This is a genomic window from Citrobacter sp. TBCP-5362 (genome assembly GCF_005406305.1).
GTDB classification, from domain to species: domain Bacteria; phylum Pseudomonadota; class Gammaproteobacteria; order Enterobacterales; family Enterobacteriaceae; genus Citrobacter_B; species Citrobacter_B koseri.
Genome location: NZ_CP040234.1, coordinates 432457 through 447994, shown reverse-complemented (window position 1 = coordinate 447994; position 15538 = coordinate 432457). Strand labels below are relative to the sequence as shown.

At 51.6% G+C, this 15538-nt stretch carries 22 protein-coding genes and 1 rRNA gene; 6 read left to right on the top strand and 17 right to left on the bottom strand.

Annotated features, from left to right (window positions below; genetic code table 11):
• Positions 1-3: 3 nt before the first annotated feature.
• Positions 4-1545 (bottom strand): 16S ribosomal RNA (locus FD428_RS02170).
• A 155-nt stretch (positions 1546-1700) separates the two neighbouring features.
• On the bottom strand, positions 1701-2015 hold the full coding sequence (locus FD428_RS02165) for a hypothetical protein (RefSeq protein WP_012135409.1): 315 nt from the start codon (positions 2013-2015) through the stop codon (positions 1701-1703).
• On the opposite strand from FD428_RS02165, the gene FD428_RS02160 reads away from it, so the two are divergent.
• Entirely contained in the window at positions 2014-2568 is a 555-nt protein-coding gene (locus FD428_RS02160) for a gamma carbonic anhydrase family protein (protein WP_012135410.1), read from the top strand. The two genes, FD428_RS02165 and FD428_RS02160, sit on opposite strands and share 2 nt — an antisense overlap.
• Here FD428_RS02160 and FD428_RS02155 read toward each other — a convergent pair.
• From FD428_RS02155 to dprA, 6 genes are read right to left on the bottom strand one after another with little or no spacing between them, the layout of a single operon-like run.
• Positions 2544-2801 carry a DUF1488 domain-containing protein gene (locus tag FD428_RS02155; RefSeq protein ID WP_012135411.1) on the bottom strand — a complete coding sequence of 86 codons (258 nt, stop codon included), beginning with the start codon at positions 2799-2801 and terminating at the stop codon, positions 2544-2546. The two genes, FD428_RS02160 and FD428_RS02155, sit on opposite strands and share 25 nt — an antisense overlap.
• Positions 2798-3616, bottom strand: a complete 819-nt coding sequence (aroE, locus tag FD428_RS02150; protein WP_058668174.1) for a shikimate dehydrogenase — start codon at positions 3614-3616, stop codon at positions 2798-2800. Before aroE ends, FD428_RS02155 begins: the two co-directional genes overlap by 4 nt.
• Before the next feature lie 4 nt (positions 3617-3620).
• Entirely contained in the window at positions 3621-4193 is a 573-nt protein-coding gene (gene tsaC, locus FD428_RS02145) for an L-threonylcarbamoyladenylate synthase type 1 TsaC (protein WP_024130998.1), read from the bottom strand.
• On the bottom strand, positions 4186-4740 hold the full coding sequence (locus tag FD428_RS02140) for a type I DNA topoisomerase (protein ID WP_012135414.1): 555 nt from the start codon (positions 4738-4740) through the stop codon (positions 4186-4188). Before FD428_RS02140 ends, tsaC begins: the two co-directional genes overlap by 8 nt.
• A gap of 26 nt (positions 4741-4766) precedes the next feature.
• Positions 4767-5240 carry a DUF494 family protein Smg gene (gene smg, locus FD428_RS02135; protein WP_024130999.1) on the bottom strand — a complete coding sequence of 158 codons (474 nt, stop codon included), beginning with the start codon at positions 5238-5240 and terminating at the stop codon, positions 4767-4769.
• Positions 5212-6336, bottom strand: coding sequence for a DNA-protecting protein DprA (gene dprA / locus FD428_RS02130; protein WP_047460860.1), 1125 nt, complete (start codon positions 6334-6336; stop codon positions 5212-5214). Before dprA ends, smg begins: the two co-directional genes overlap by 29 nt.
• Positions 6337-6466: 130 nt before the next feature.
• Here dprA and def point away from each other — a divergent pair, with 130 nt between their 5' ends.
• From def to mscL, 5 genes are all read left to right on the top strand, one after another.
• Positions 6467-6976, top strand: coding sequence for a peptide deformylase (def, locus tag FD428_RS02125; protein WP_047460857.1), 510 nt, complete (start codon positions 6467-6469; stop codon positions 6974-6976).
• Between the two features lie 14 nt (positions 6977-6990).
• Positions 6991-7938, top strand: coding sequence for a methionyl-tRNA formyltransferase (gene fmt, locus FD428_RS02120; protein WP_114848820.1), 948 nt, complete (start codon positions 6991-6993; stop codon positions 7936-7938).
• Between the two features lie 52 nt (positions 7939-7990).
• A complete protein-coding gene (rsmB, locus tag FD428_RS02115) occupies positions 7991-9277 on the top strand; it encodes a 16S rRNA (cytosine(967)-C(5))-methyltransferase RsmB (protein WP_114848821.1) in 1287 nt (428 codons plus the stop codon).
• 21 nt (positions 9278-9298) lie between these two features.
• On the top strand, positions 9299-10675 hold the full coding sequence (trkA, locus tag FD428_RS02110) for a Trk system potassium transporter TrkA (protein WP_012135420.1): 1377 nt from the start codon (positions 9299-9301) through the stop codon (positions 10673-10675).
• Between the two features lie 141 nt (positions 10676-10816).
• Positions 10817-11227 (top strand): large-conductance mechanosensitive channel protein MscL, encoded by a 411-nt coding sequence (mscL, locus tag FD428_RS02105; RefSeq protein WP_012135421.1) that lies wholly within the window; start codon positions 10817-10819, stop codon positions 11225-11227.
• On the opposite strand, the gene arfA is transcribed toward mscL, so the two are convergent.
• The 9 genes from arfA to rpmJ all read right to left on the bottom strand — a co-directional run bounded on the left by arfA (position 11224) and on the right by rpmJ (position 15534).
• A complete protein-coding gene (gene arfA, locus FD428_RS02100) occupies positions 11224-11442 on the bottom strand; it encodes an alternative ribosome-rescue factor ArfA (protein WP_012135422.1) in 219 nt (72 codons plus the stop codon). The genes mscL and arfA overlap by 4 nt on opposite strands.
• Positions 11443-11499: 57 nt before the next feature.
• Entirely contained in the window at positions 11500-11925 is a 426-nt protein-coding gene (gene zntR / locus FD428_RS02095; RefSeq protein WP_024131002.1) for a Zn(2+)-responsive transcriptional regulator, read from the bottom strand.
• 10 nt (positions 11926-11935) lie between these two features.
• Positions 11936-12304, bottom strand: coding sequence for a DUF1992 domain-containing protein (locus FD428_RS02090; RefSeq protein WP_112001465.1), 369 nt, complete (start codon positions 12302-12304; stop codon positions 11936-11938).
• A gap of 108 nt (positions 12305-12412) precedes the next feature.
• Positions 12413-12799 carry a 50S ribosomal protein L17 gene (gene rplQ, locus FD428_RS02085; protein ID WP_001216372.1) on the bottom strand — a complete coding sequence of 129 codons (387 nt, stop codon included), beginning with the start codon at positions 12797-12799 and terminating at the stop codon, positions 12413-12415.
• A 40-nt stretch (positions 12800-12839) separates the two neighbouring features.
• Entirely contained in the window at positions 12840-13829 is a 990-nt protein-coding gene (rpoA, locus tag FD428_RS02080) for a DNA-directed RNA polymerase subunit alpha (protein ID WP_038392967.1), read from the bottom strand.
• A 25-nt stretch (positions 13830-13854) separates the two neighbouring features.
• Positions 13855-14475 (bottom strand): 30S ribosomal protein S4, encoded by a 621-nt coding sequence (gene rpsD / locus FD428_RS02075; RefSeq protein WP_000135224.1) that lies wholly within the window; start codon positions 14473-14475, stop codon positions 13855-13857.
• Between the two features lie 33 nt (positions 14476-14508).
• Positions 14509-14898 carry a 30S ribosomal protein S11 gene (gene rpsK / locus FD428_RS02070; RefSeq protein WP_001029684.1) on the bottom strand — a complete coding sequence of 130 codons (390 nt, stop codon included), beginning with the start codon at positions 14896-14898 and terminating at the stop codon, positions 14509-14511.
• Between the two features lie 16 nt (positions 14899-14914).
• A complete protein-coding gene (rpsM, locus tag FD428_RS02065; protein ID WP_000090780.1) occupies positions 14915-15271 on the bottom strand; it encodes a 30S ribosomal protein S13 in 357 nt (118 codons plus the stop codon).
• A gap of 146 nt (positions 15272-15417) precedes the next feature.
• Complete coding sequence (gene rpmJ / locus FD428_RS02060) at positions 15418-15534, bottom strand: 50S ribosomal protein L36 (protein WP_000868187.1); 117 nt, start codon at positions 15532-15534, stop codon at positions 15418-15420.
• Between the last annotated feature and the right edge of the window lie 4 nt (positions 15535-15538).

Sequence of the window (15538 nt, the reverse complement as noted above, 5' to 3'; positions counted from 1 at the left end):
AGGTAAGGAGGTGATCCAACCGCAGGTTCCCCTACGGTTACCTTGTTACGACTTCACCCCAGTCATGAATCACAAAGTGGTAAGCGCCCTCCCGAAGGTTAAGCTACCTACTTCTTTTGCAACCCACTCCCATGGTGTGACGGGCGGTGTGTACAAGGCCCGGGAACGTATTCACCGTGGCATTCTGATCCACGATTACTAGCGATTCCGACTTCATGGAGTCGAGTTGCAGACTCCAATCCGGACTACGACATACTTTATGAGGTCCGCTTGCTCTCGCGAGGTCGCTTCTCTTTGTATATGCCATTGTAGCACGTGTGTAGCCCTGGTCGTAAGGGCCATGATGACTTGACGTCATCCCCACCTTCCTCCAGTTTATCACTGGCAGTCTCCTTTGAGTTCCCGGCCGGACCGCTGGCAACAAAGGATAAGGGTTGCGCTCGTTGCGGGACTTAACCCAACATTTCACAACACGAGCTGACGACAGCCATGCAGCACCTGTCTCACGGCTCCCGAAGGCACAGTCTCATCTCTGAGACCTTCCGTGGATGTCAAGACCAGGTAAGGTTCTTCGCGTTGCATCGAATTAAACCACATGCTCCACCGCTTGTGCGGGCCCCCGTCAATTCATTTGAGTTTTAACCTTGCGGCCGTACTCCCCAGGCGGTCGACTTAACGCGTTAGCTCCGGAAGCCACGCCTCAAGGGCACAACCTCCAAGTCGACATCGTTTACGGCGTGGACTACCAGGGTATCTAATCCTGTTTGCTCCCCACGCTTTCGCACCTGAGCGTCAGTCTTCGTCCAGGGGGCCGCCTTCGCCACCGGTATTCCTCCAGATCTCTACGCATTTCACCGCTACACCTGGAATTCTACCCCCCTCTACGAGACTCAAGCCTGCCAGTATCAGATGCAGTTCCCAGGTTGAGCCCGGGGATTTCACATCTGACTTAACAGACCGCCTGCGTGCGCTTTACGCCCAGTAATTCCGATTAACGCTTGCACCCTCCGTATTACCGCGGCTGCTGGCACGGAGTTAGCCGGTGCTTCTTCTGCGGGTAACGTCAATTGCTGCGGTTATTAACCACAACACCTTCCTCCCCGCTGAAAGTACTTTACAACCCGAAGGCCTTCTTCATACACGCGGCATGGCTGCATCAGGCTTGCGCCCATTGTGCAATATTCCCCACTGCTGCCTCCCGTAGGAGTCTGGACCGTGTCTCAGTTCCAGTGTGGCTGGTCATCCTCTCAGACCAGCTAGGGATCGTCGCCTTGGTGAGCCGTTACCCCACCAACTAGCTAATCCCATCTGGGCACATCTGATGGCAAGAGGCCCGAAGGTCCCCCTCTTTGGTCTTGCGACGTTATGCGGTATTAGCTACCGTTTCCAGTAGTTATCCCCCTCCATCAGGCAGTTTCCCAGACATTACTCACCCGTCCGCCACTCGTCAGCGAAGCAGCAAGCTGCTTCCTGTTACCGTTCGACTTGCATGTGTTAGGCCTGCCGCCAGCGTTCAATCTGAGCCATGATCAAACTCTTCAATTTAAGTTTGATGCTCGTGAATTAAACTTCGTAATGAATTACGTGTTCACTCAGAGACTTGGTATTCATTTTTCGTCTTGCGACGTCAAGAATCCATGTTACTTTGAGTGCCCACACAGATTGTCTGATAAATTGTTAAAGAGCAGTTGCGACGCGCTTTAGCGCTCTGTCGCGAGGTGGCGTATATTACGCTTTCCTCTTTCAGAGTCAACCCCATTTTTCAGGATTTTTCTCTTCGTTGTTCCGACCATCTTGTGAAGCGTTTCACTTTGTCGTCTCAACGGAGGCGCATTATAGGGATCCCATTTTTTTGCACAAGCGTTTTTTGGATCTTTTTTGCTGAATGCCTGTTTTTTACCCCTTTCGCTACATTCCTGCGCAATTTGGCTGATTTTTGATACCTGAAACACTTGCGTAGCGCCAATAATCCAACCAAAGTCTTCATTACTGTTCTCTTTCGTTGAGGTAAACATGTCTGACGTATTACGTCCTTATAAGGATCTTTTCCCACAGATCGGGCAACGCGTGATGATCGATTCCAGTAGCGTCGTCATTGGCGATGTTCGTCTGGCTGATGACGTCGGGATCTGGCCGCTGGTCGTCATTCGTGGCGATGTGAACTATGTAGAGATTGGCGCCCGCTCAAATATCCAGGACGGCAGCGTGCTGCATGTGACGCACAAATCCACCACTAACCCGCAAGGTAATCCGCTTATTGTGGGTGAAGATGTCACTGTCGGGCATAAAGTCATGCTCCACGGCTGCACTATCGGCAACCGGGTTCTGGTTGGCATGGGGTCCATTCTGCTGGATGGCGCGGTAATAGAAGATGACGTCATGATCGGCGCTGGCAGCCTGGTGCCGCAAAACAAGCGCCTGGAAAGCGGCTATCTGTATCTGGGGAGTCCGGTGAAGCAGATCCGTCCGCTAAGTGACGAAGAGAAAGCCGGGCTACAGTACTCCGCAAATAACTATGTGAAATGGAAAGATGAATACCTGAGTCAGGACAGCCAGACCCAACCCTGATCGTCTTCTTGCTGGGACTGGATCAACGCTTCCGCTTCTTCTTCCAGATCCCAGCGATGTTCACAAAAGTCTGCCAGCCACCGTTCTGGCGTATCGCCACCAAAGCGATGCGCCAGCGTGGTTCCCTTGATAGCACACATTAACTGCATCCCATTCACCAGTGCGGGAAAGCTAACGGCCTCAAGGTCCGCGTCCCACTCTTCTCTGTCAGGAAACTGAATAGCCTGGTTCATGCCGACAGTTCCTGCTTCAGCGTTGCAATAACAGGTTCCACGTCAGGCAACACGCCATGCCAGAGAAAAACAGCATGCGCGGCTTGCCCCACCAGCATCCCCAAACCATCGGCATACCGTTTTGCCCCTTGCTCCGCACACCAGGCAAGGAACGGCGTATTCCCCTTTTGATAAAACATATCGTAGCAACAGACAGCAGGATGAATGAGCGATGACGGGATCGCGGGAATATCACCGCTAATTCCACTGGATGTCGCATTGATGATCAGATCGAATTCATGGCCTTCCAGCGCATCAAGACGAAGGGCCTGAACACTGCCGGTATGAGCGAAGATTTGCGCCAGTTCTTCAGCACGGGAAGCGGTTCGGTTCGCAATAGTAACCGCACAATCCATTGATAGCAGCGGTAACAGTACGCCCCTGGAAGCCCCCCCTGCCCCAATCAGCAGGATGCGTAGCCCCGGACGAATGAAAGATAAACGTTCAAGATCGCTCAACAGACCGATGCCGTCGGTGTTATCCCCCAGCAAGCGACCATCATCAAGGCGTTTCAGGGTATTCACCGCCCCGGCAAGCGCCGCACGCTCCGTCAGTGCATCTGCGCGTGCAAACGCTTCCTCTTTAAAAGGAACGGTAACGTTCGCCCCTTTCCCTCCTTGCGCAAAGAAGGCGTTAAGGGTATTCACGAAATCATCAACCGGCGCCAGAACACGCCCATAGGGATGATCTATCTTCAGTTGCTGCGCAAACTGCTGATGAATAAATGGCGACTTGCTGTGCGCAATCGGGTTACCAAAAACGGCATAGGTTTCCATCGTATTACCCCTGTCGAAACAGCTCGCCCGTCAGGGCATCACGAATTTCAGAAGGATTCAGACGTCCTCCCGTTTCCCCCTCAACAACGGGGAAATCCGCGCCAAACTGCGCCCGTACTTCTTCGACCGTGCGGCAGGGAGGCAACCCTGTCAAATTCGCACTGGTGGAAACTAACGGTTTGCCGTAAGCCTGGCACAATGAGACCACCAGCGGGTGATCCGTAACGCGAACCGCCAGCGAATCAAAACGTCCCGTCAACCAGCGCGGCGTTGTCGCCGGTGCAGGAAAAACAAACGTCACCGGGCCAGGCCAGCACGCAAAGATCGCTTCTCGTTGCGTATCTGTCAGCATGCTGTCATCAATATATGGCTTAAGCTGCTCAAAATTTGCCGCAATTAAAATGAGGCCTTTTTCAACCGGACGCTGTTTCAATTCAAGTAAGCGGTTGACCGCCGTTTCACTATCAGGATCGCACCCGACACCGAAAACAGCTTCTGTGGGATACGCGATGACACATTCTTTATGCAGTACCGCTACCGCTGCCGCGATAGCGTCTGTAGGCAGGTTATTATTCACTTTGTTGTTCCGCCGGAACCGGCTTTCCACATTGTTTACTGGCGCAAAAGTGCTTCACACCCTGCGCGGTTTTCTTTTCGATGAGTAGCGGATAGTGACATTCAGGACACTCTCCGGCTATCGGTTTGAAGTTAATGACAAACTGACATTCAGGATAACGATCGCAGGAATGAAAGGTTTTACCATAACGGGAACGCCGTTGAACCAGATGACCTTTTTGGCACTGAGGGCAGGTAATGGCAGTTTCGTCTGGTTTGTCGATCAGTTCGGTATGGCCACACGCGGGGTAGTCACTGCAACCGATAAACATGCCGAACCGCCCCTGCCGCAATACCAGCTCCGCGCCACATGCCGGGCAAAACTTCCCCTCCAGAACTTTGACGATATGTCCGTCTGCTGACGATTTCAGCGGACGGACATAATCACATTCTGGATAGTGTGAGCAGCCGAGAAAAGGACCGTGTTTCCCGGAGCGAATAACAAGTTCAGCCCCGCACTGTGGGCAGGGCTCATTTTTATGCACCGTAAACAGTGCTGATTTAGCCATAACAACTCATGCTGAATGAAGGTCGATTAATGCAGCATACCTTCATTCACTTCAAAGAGTAATTCTTCCATTTGCTGATACGCATTTTCACAACCCGGAATGTTAAATAAAACCATCAGGATCACCCACTTCAGGTCTTCCAGATCGAATTCTGCGGTATCCAGCGCGAGCACGCGTTCAATCACCATTTCTCGCGTTTCGAGGTTTAGCACCTGAATCTGCTCGAGGAATAACAGAAACCCCCGACAGCTGGCATCCAGTCGATTGCACTCCTCTGCCGTGTAAATACGTACGGAGAGTGGATCGGAAGCCAGTTGCATAGGTTCGGCGAGGCCTTCCTGATAATCAGCAAGCTTTTCCAGCCACAGTAGCGCGTTGTAGATGTCTTCACGGTCAAAGCCAGCGTCGGTAAGATCCCGTTCCAGTTTGTCCTGATCCACACGCAATTCAGCTTCGTTATGGATGTAAGTCTCAAACAAATACATTAGTACGTCGAACATGGCTTGCCCTCCTTAATCGGACATAGCCGCCGGGTACAGCTGCGATCCATCCTGCTAACTCCAGTTCGAGTAGCTGAGCCACTACCTCTGGCACAGGTTGGCCGGCACGTTCAGCGACGACGTCAACAGGTGTTACCTCATCTCCTACGTTAGCCAGGAGCATAGGAAATGGCAATGCTGCGACTTCCTGATCTGGTGAATAAAGTGAATTTTCGGCCTCATCTGGCAGCCAATGTAAGCCGTATTGCAAATTTTCCAGAATATCCTCTGGCGCCGTCACAAGAGTGGCGCCCTGTTTGATCAACCAATGCGGCCCTTCACTGCCAGGGCTGCCTATCGGCCCTGGCAAGGCAAAGACATCCCTCCCTTGCTCCAGCGCACAGCGCGCGGTAACCAAAGAACCGCTTCGTAGTGCCGCTTCAACCACCAGCACGCCTTTGCTCAGGCCGCTAATGATGCGGTTTCGTCGGGGAAAATGGTGCGGTAAAGGGAGCGTCGCTAATGGAAACTCCGACACCAGCGCGCCACCGGCGTCTATCAGCCCCTCAGCCAGCCGGGTATGCCGTCGGGGATGGATACTTCCCAGACCGTTGCCCAGCACAGCCACGCTTTTCCCGTTCGCGTTTAAGGCGGCTTTATGCGCAACGCCATCAACTCCTCTCGCCAGCCCGCTGGTAATCGTCACCCCTTTTACGGCAAGACTTTCACAGAACAAACGCCCCCATCGCTCGCCATACCAGGAAGGTGTCCGGCTTCCGACGACGCCAAGCTGGAAGTTCTGGAGACATTCTGGATCACCCGCAACAAAAAAAGCACCGGGATAATCTGCAATCGCATTCAACTGTGCCGGATAACGCGCGCTGCCGGCCAGAATCAAATGGTGATGAGGTTGCTCAAGCCAGTGCTGCGCGTCATCCAGCGCTTTTTGCGGGACGGTTAAAAAGCGCTCCGCTTGTCGGGACGTTAACCCTGCGTTCTGAAGTAAAGTCTTATCAATCTGACGCTGTTGTATGAGCAAATTCGCAATGCTCAACATTGCATCGCCATACAATTCACTCACATGCATCAAACGTAACCAAATTTCGGTACGGGTCATCCTTTATCCCCCTGCCACAAGCTGTCCTGGCAATCTTTGCGATTGGTCACTGATGCTGTCAATCGGAGGGGGTTTTGTCTAGAATAGAGGTAATAATCTTTCCAACTCCTGAACACAACTCTGGATAATTATGGCAGTTTTGCAAGTGTTACATATTCCGGACGAGCGTCTTCGCAAAGTCGCAAAACCGGTAGAAGAAGTGAATGCAGAAATTCAGCGTATCGTCGATGATATGTTCGAAACGATGTATGCAGAAGAAGGTATTGGCCTGGCGGCAACGCAGGTCGATATTCATCAACGTATCATCGTGATTGATGTTTCGGAAAACCGCGACGAGCGTCTGGTGTTAATCAACCCGGAACTGCTGGAAAAAAGCGGTGAGACGGGGATTGAAGAAGGCTGTCTGTCTATTCCAGAACAGCGTGCTTTAGTGCCGCGTGCGGAGAAAGTGAAAATTCGCGCACTCGACCGCGACGGTCAATCTTTTGAGCTGGAAGCAGACGGCCTGTTGGCTATCTGTATTCAGCACGAGATGGATCACCTGGTCGGTAAACTGTTTATCGATTATCTGTCGCCGCTGAAGCAACAACGTATTCGTCAGAAAGTTGAGAAACTCGACCGCCTGAACGCCCGAGCTTAAGGACAAGAATCAACGTGTCAGACTCACTACGTATTATTTTTGCGGGTACACCTGACTTTGCAGCGCGTCATCTTGACGCGCTGTTGTCTTCTGGACACAACATCGTTGGCGTGTTTACCCAACCCGACCGCCCGGCTGGACGCGGTAAAAAGCTGATGCCCAGCCCGGTGAAAGTGCTGGCGGAAGAGAAAGGAATAGCGGTTTTTCAGCCCGCCTCCTTGCGCCCACAAGAAAACCAGCATTTAGTCGCAGACTTACACGCTGACGTAATGGTCGTGGTGGCGTATGGCCTGATTCTGCCAAAAGCGGTGCTTGATATGCCGCGACTCGGCTGCATCAACGTTCACGGTTCCCTGCTCCCGCGCTGGCGTGGCGCTGCGCCGATCCAACGTTCACTTTGGGCTGGTGATGCCGAAACGGGCGTCACCATCATGCAAATGGATGTGGGTCTGGATACTGGCGATATGCTCTATAAACTTGCCTGTCCAATCACCGAGAAAGACACCAGCGGCACGCTGTATGACAAGCTGGCGGATCTTGGCCCACAGGGGCTGATTGAAACGCTGAAACAGTTAGAAAACGGTACCGCGAAGCCAGAAGTACAGGACAACGCCCTGGCCACTCACGCTGAGAAACTTAGCAAAGAAGAGGCGCGTATGGACTGGTCTCTCTCTGCTGCACAGCTTGAACGCTGCATCCGCGCCTTTAATCCCTGGCCAATGAGCTGGATGGAAATTGACGGTCAGCCGGTAAAAGTGTGGCAGGCGTCAGTGATAGAGCGCGTAACGCAAGCGGAACCGGGTACCATTCTTGACGCGACTAAACAAGGTATTCAGGTTGCAACCGGCAACGGCATCCTGAACCTGCTCTCCCTTCAACCCGCAGGTAAGAAGGCAATGAGCACGCAGGATCTTTTAAATTCACGTCGGGAATGGTTTATTCCTGGCAACCGTCTGGCCTGACGGTCACGTCTTACTACGCCCGGTGTTACCGGGCATTTTTATTTTTGCGGTTATGAAAAAACAAAATTTACGCAGTCTGGCGGCACAGGCCGTTGAGCAGGTCGTTGAGCAAGGGCAATCCTTAAGTAATGTCCTGCCACCACTACAGCAAAAAGTCTCCGATAAAGACAAAGCGCTGCTTCAGGAGCTGTGCTTTGGCGTGTTGCGCACCCTTTCGCAGCTGGAGTGGCTGATTAATAAATTAATGTCTCGCCCTATGACCGGTAAGCAACGCACCGTGCATTACCTGATCATGGTAGGGTTTTACCAGCTATTGCACACACGAATTCCACCACATGCGGCCCTCGCAGAAACGGTTGAAGGTGCTGTTGCTATTAAGCGCCCACAGCTTAAAGGGCTGATCAATGGCGTTTTGCGTCAGTTTCAGCGTCAGCAGGAGGCGTTGCTGGCTGAGTTTGCGACCAGCGAGGCGCGTTTTCTGCATCCGTCCTGGCTGCTAAAGCGCCTGCAAAAATCCTATCCCACCCAATGGGAAGCGATTGTCGAAGCCAACAACCAACGTCCTCCAATGTGGCTACGCGTGAACCGTACACATCATTCACGCGACAGCTGGCTCGCGTTATTGCAGGACGCAGGAATGAACGGTTTTCCCCACTCGGCCTATCCTGACGCCCTACGTCTTGAGTCTCCGGCGCCGGTTCATGCCTTACCCGGCTTTGAAGAGGGTTGGGTAACGGTTCAGGATGCTTCCGCGCAAGGCTGTGTTAGCTTCCTCGCCCCACAAAACGGCGAGCAAATCCTGGATTTGTGCGCCGCACCGGGGGGTAAAACAACGCATATACTCGAAGCCGCGCCTGAAGCGCAGGTGTTGGCTGTCGATGTCGACGAACAGCGTCTTTCACGCGTTTACGATAACCTTAAACGTCTGGGGATGAAGGCAACTGTCAAACAGGGTGATGGTCGATATCCCGCGCAATGGTGTGGCGAGCAGAAATTTGACCGTATTCTGCTGGATGCGCCTTGTTCAGCCACCGGCGTCATTCGTCGTCACCCGGATATCAAATGGCTACGCCGCGATCGTGATATTGCTGAACTGGCAAAATTACAGTCGGAAATTCTGGATGCCATATGGCCACATTTAAAGTCAGGCGGAACACTGGTCTACGCGACCTGTTCTGTCCTGCCGGAAGAGAATAGCCAACAGATTCAGGCTTTTTTACAGCGCACCCCGGACGCCACCCTGACCGGCACCGGAACCCCCGCTCAACCGGGCGAGCAAAATCTGCCAGGTGCGGAAGAAGGTGACGGCTTCTTTTACGCTAAGCTAATCAAAAAGTGATGAGATAACGGGTCGCGACTGATGAAAATTATCATTCTGGGCGCAGGGCAGGTCGGCGGCACGCTGGCTGAAAACCTGGTCGGAGAGAACAACGACATCACGGTGGTCGATATCAATGGCGAACGCCTGCGTAGTTTACAGGACAAGTTCGATCTCCGCGTCGTGCAAGGGCATGGCTCTCACCCCCGCGTGCTGCGTGAAGCGGGTGCAGACGATGCGGATATGCTGGTCGCCGTGACCAGTTCCGATGAAACGAATATGGTCGCCTGCCAGGTGGCCTATTCACTCTTCAATACGCCAAATCGTATCGCCCGTATCCGCTCGCCAGATTATGTCCGCGATGCGGATAAACTCTTCCACTCTGAAGCCGTCCCCATCGACCATCTTATTGCGCCAGAGCAACTGGTCATCGATAACATTTATCGCCTGATCGAATATCCTGGCGCATTGCAGGTCGTTAATTTCGCCGAAGGTAAAGTCAGTCTTGCGGTAGTGAAAGCCTATTATGGCGGGCCGCTGATCGGGAACGCGTTATCCACGATGCGTGAGCATATGCCGCATATTGATACCCGCGTCGCCGCGATATTCCGTCATGACCGCCCCATTCGCCCCCAGGGTTCGACTATTGTAGAAGCAGGCGATGAAGTCTTTTTCATTGCCGCATCGCAGCATATCCGTGCGGTAATGAGCGAACTGCAACGTCTGGAGAAACCCTATAAGCGTATTATGTTAGTCGGCGGGGGAAATATCGGTGCCGGTCTCGCGCGTCGTCTGGAAAAAGATTACAGCGTCAAACTGATCGAGCGCGATCAACAGCGGGCCTCCGAACTTGCCGAAAAACTGCAAAATACGATCGTCTTTTTTGGCGATGCGTCGGATCAGGAACTGCTGGCTGAAGAGCATATTGATCAGGTTGATCTGTTTATTGCAGTCACCAACGATGATGAAGCCAACATTATGTCGGCAATGCTGGCCAAACGGATGGGTGCGAAGAAAGTAATGGTGCTCATTCAACGTCGCGCCTATGTGGATCTCGTCCAGGGGAGCGTCATTGATATTGCCATTTCACCACAGCAGGCCACGATTTCCGCGTTACTCAGCCATGTGCGTAAAGCCGATATTGTGGGAGTGTCATCGCTACGTCGTGGTGTAGCAGAAGCAATTGAAGCCGTTGCCCACGGTGATGAAAGTACATCTCGCGTCGTAGGCCGTGCCATTGATGAAATTAAACTTCCACCGGGAACAATAATTGGCGCAGTGGTTCGCGGTAACGATGTAATGATTGCCAATGACAATTTGCGCATTGAACAAGGCGATCATGTGATTATGTTCCTGACGGATAAAAAGTTTATTACCGACGTCGAACGCTTATTCCAGCCAAGTCCTTTCTTCCTGTAATTATTTGGGCGCTAATGCAGCGCCCTCTTTAATTCCCCTGTTTTATCAGGGCCTAATAAATGCTCCTTTAAACAATCCATAAATGGAAAATGCCTTAACATTTGTTAAACTTATAAACGTCTGTTGCATAGGGAGAATAAAATGAGCTTTATTAAAGAGTTTCGCGAATTCGCGATGCGCGGGAATGTTGTTGATTTGGCAGTGGGTGTGATTATTGGTGCGGCATTCGGGAAGATCGTTTCTTCTCTGGTTGCTGATATCATTATGCCGCCACTGGGATTGTTAATTGGCGGGATCGATTTTAAACAGTTTGCCTTTACGCTACGCGAAGCGCAGGGAGATATCCCGGCAGTCGTGATGCATTACGGTGTGTTTATTCAGAACGTCTTTGATTTTGTTATTGTGGCGTTTGCTATCTTCATGGCTATCAAACTGATCAACAAACTGAATCGTAAGAAAGAAGAACCGACGGAAGCGCCAGCGCCGACAACGGAAGAAGTATTGCTTTCTGAGATCCGCGATCTTCTGAAAGAACAAAACAACCGTTCTTAACAAGCCTTAATAAGCAGAAAGCCAGTGGTAAAAAAGTGATTCACTTTCTTGCCACTGGCCTCCCAGTTACCCCGATTGCCATGTTTGCCTTTACGCAGATAACTTCCTTTCCCTTTCTTATTTTTTTCAACACGTTGTCTGAAAAGCGGATCGTGCAGTAATGCCTCAATGGCGTTGTCTTTTATCTGCCCTTTCGTATGCTGATAACGACTCATAATAACTCCAGTTTGTATGGTTTAACGGCGCGAGTGTAGGCTCATCAGGTCAATAAATCAACACTCCTGTTTTACTCCGCTGGCGCCTTGTTCCAGTGCTTCCAGAATTGAACAATAGACGCTACTGTGTGCCGTTCCACAGCAGGCATCGTTCAGCCTCTGCAATGAACGCTGCATACTCTGTAATTCCGCAATTCGTGATTCGACCTCTTTCAGCCTTTCCTGCACGATTCCTTTCGACTCCTGGCAGGTATGGTGTTCAGGATCGACACGGATCGACAACAGTTCCCGGATCGACTCAAGCGTAAAGCCCAACTGCCGGGCATAGCGGATAAACTTAAGGCGCTGAAGATCGTTTTCCGTGTAGAGTCGGAAACCACCTTCCGTACGCACTTCATGCTCCATCATCTGCTGCTTTTCATAGTAGCGGATGGTATCGGGCGTCACTTCTGCCAGCTTTGCCAGTTCACCAATACGATACATATAAGCTCCGTTAGTCATCATTAATCTTATGCAGCAATTTATCTGCATATTCACCGCGTAAAAACCCGGTACTCAGCCCCGCCTGTCGTAGTTTTAGTTCAAGGAGCGATAAACGGCGGCTCACTTCCTGATACCGTGGATCGTCCTGACGAATACCTTTAAGTAGATCCAGTAGCTGAACGGCTTCTTTACGCTGTTCAAGCTCCGGGGGAAGGCAACCGGCATTTTTGAGTAAACGGTAGCCAGTCCGTAATTCAGGCGGCACATGTGAGTCATCATCCAGGGTCAGCGGCTCACCGCTGCCGGGCAGATTATCAAACTCACCTTTAGTCTGTGCATCGGTAATATGGCGCTCTGCCCACTGGTCCAGTAACCACATACAACAACTCCAGGGGATGAACAAAAAGAGTACAGATATTGTAGATAAGTGGGGATACGGCGGATATAAAAAAACCCGCCGGAGCGGGTTTTTTTACGTTACTACAGATTACTCTGCAGCAGCTTCTGCTTTCGACTCAGAACGATCAACCAGCTCGATGTATGCCATCGGCGCGTTGTCGCCTGCACGGAAACCACACTTCAGAATGCGAGTGTAACCACCGGCGCGGCTCGCGAAACGCGGGCCCAGTTCGTTAAACAGTTTTGCCACGATCTCGTTATCACGAGTACGGGCGAATGCCAGACGACGATTAGCTACGCTATCAGTCTTGGCAAGAGTAATCAGCGGCTCAACTACGCGACGCAGCTCTTTCGCTTTAGGCAGGGTCGTCTTGATGATCTCATGACGAACCAGTGAACCTGCCATGTTGCGGAACATAGCCTGGCGATGGCTGCTGTTGCGGTTCAGTTGACGACCACTCTTACGATGGCGCATGACCTTATCCTTCTCAGTAAAACCTTAACCTGTGATCCGGTTACTCGTCAGCGATGCTTGCCGGTGGCCAGTTTTCCAGGCGCATGCCCAGAGACAGTCCACGGGAAGCCAACACGTCTTTAATCTCAGTAAGAGATTTTTTACCCAGGTTAGGCGTCTTAAGGAGCTCAACCTCGGTACGCTGTACCAGATCACCGATATAGTGGATAGCTTCTGCTTTAAGGCAGTTAGCAGAGCGGACAGTCAATTCCAGATCGTCAACAGGGCGCAGCAGGATCGGAGCGAATTCTGGTTTCTCTTCTTTCACTTCCGGCTGACGTACATCACGTAAGTCAACGAAAGCTTCCAGTTGTTCAGCCAGAATGGTTGCCGCACGACGAATCGCCTCTTCAGGATCGATTGTGCCGTTGGTTTCCATTTCGATGACCAGCTTGTCCAGGTCGGTACGCTGTTCTACACGCGCTGCTTCAACATTGTAGGCAATACGCTCTACAGGGCTGTAGCATGCGTCGACCAGCAGACGGCCGATTGGGCGCTCATCTTCTTCCGAATGAATTCGGGTAGAAGCCGGCACATAACCACGACCGCGCTGAACTTTGATACGCATGCTAATAGACGCGTTCTCATCGGTCAGGTGGCAGATCACGTGCTGCGGCTTGACGATTTCGACATCCCCGTCATGGGTAATGTCGGCTGCAGTCACAGGGCCAATGCCAGATTTATTCAAGGTAAGAATAACTTCATCTTTACCCTGAACTCTCACCGCCAGCCCTTTCAGGTTGAGCAGGATTTCCAGGATGTCTTCCTGAACGCCTTCTTTGGTGCTGTACTCATGTAGTACACCATCAATCTCAACCTCGGTCACCGCGCAACCCGGCATCGATGAGAGCAGAATACGGCGCAGTGCGTTACCCAGAGTATGGCCAAAGCCACGCTCTAAAGGCTCAAGGGTCACCTTGGCGTGCGTCGAACTCACTTGCTCGATATCTACCAGGCGCGGTTTTAGAAACTCTGTCACAGAACCCTGCATTGTGTCCTCTCTTTGGTACTAAGCTTTACTTGGAGTAAAGCTCGACGATCAGGTGTTCGTTAATGTCCGCAGACAGATCAGAACGCTCAGGCTTACGCTTAAACGTACCTTCCATCTTGCCAGCATCAACTTCCAGCCAGGTTGGCTTTTCACGCTGCTCAGCCAGCTCCAGAGCGGCTTTCACGCGAGACTGCTTCTTCGCTTTCTCACGAATGCTAACAACGTCATTCGGACTAACCTGATAAGAAGCGATGTTAACAACACGACCGTTTACCATAATTGCTTTATGGCTAACCAGCTGGCGTGCTTCTGCACGAGTGGCGCCGAAGCCCATACGGTATACAACGTTGTCCAGACGACCTTCCAGCAGAGCCAACAGGTTTTCACCGGTGTTGCCTTTCAGACGCGCTGCTTCTTTGTAGTAGTTACGGAACTGACGCTCCAGCACACCATAGATACGGCGAACTTTTTGCTTTTCACGCAACTGCACACCATAGTCAGACAGACGCGGTTTACGCGCACCGTGCTGGCCAGGAGCTTGTTCAATTTTACACTTGGTATCGATCGCGCGAACGCCAGACTTAAGGAATAAGTCGGTGCCCTCACGACGGCTCAGCTTGAGCTTAGGACCCAAATATCTTGCCATTTTCTTTCTCCAACAAACCTGGAAAACGAAGCGTTATACGCGACGTTTTTTCGGCGGACGACAACCGTTATGAGGGATCGGAGTCACATCAGTAATATTAGTGATGCGGAAACCAGCGGCGTTCAGTGCACGAATGGTAGATTCGCGACCTGGACCCGGACCTTTAACCATAACTTCCAGATTCTTGATACCGTATTCTTTTACGGCGTCAGCGCAACGCTCTGCTGCAACCTGAGCTGCAAACGGAGTGGATTTGCGAGAACCACGGAAACCGGAACCACCGGCTGTTGCCCAACCCAGCGCGTTACCCTGACGATCAGTGATAGTCACGATGGTGTTGTTGAAAGAAGCATGGATATGAGCCACGCCGTCAGAGACTTGTTTTCTTACACGTTTACGTGCACGAATTGGTGCCTTTGCCATTATTCAATCACCCCGATTATTTCTTGATCGGTTTACGCGGACCCTTACGGGTACGTGCGTTGGTCTTGGTACGCTGACCGCGAACCGGGAGACCACGACGATGACGCAAACCGCGATAGCAACCAAGATCCATCAGGCGCTTGATGCTCATGCTGATTTCACGGCGCAGATCACCTTCAACGACAAATTTGGCAACTTCGTCACGCAGCGTGTCGATTTGTTCTTCAGACAGCTCACTGATCTTAACATTTTCAGCGATACCCGCTGCAGCCAGAATGGCTTTAGAACGGGTCTTACCGACGCCGTAGATCGAAGTTAACGCGATCACAGCATGTTTCTGATCAGGAATGTTAATGCCTGCTATACGGGCCACTATGCACTCCTACTATTTAATATGTACGCACCATGCTGAAAAGCCCGTTTTCAGGATACTCAAATGGAAACGTACAGACATACAAAAGATTGGCTGGCTAATCTAGCCAGCTCAACCCAACTTTGCAAGAAAAATATGCGAATAAATCAGCCTTGGCGCTGTTTATGCTTCGGCTCGGCACTGCAAATCACGCGGATGACGCCATCACGCTTAACGATTTTGCAGTTACGGCATAATTTCTTGACGGAAGCACGAACTTTCATTTTT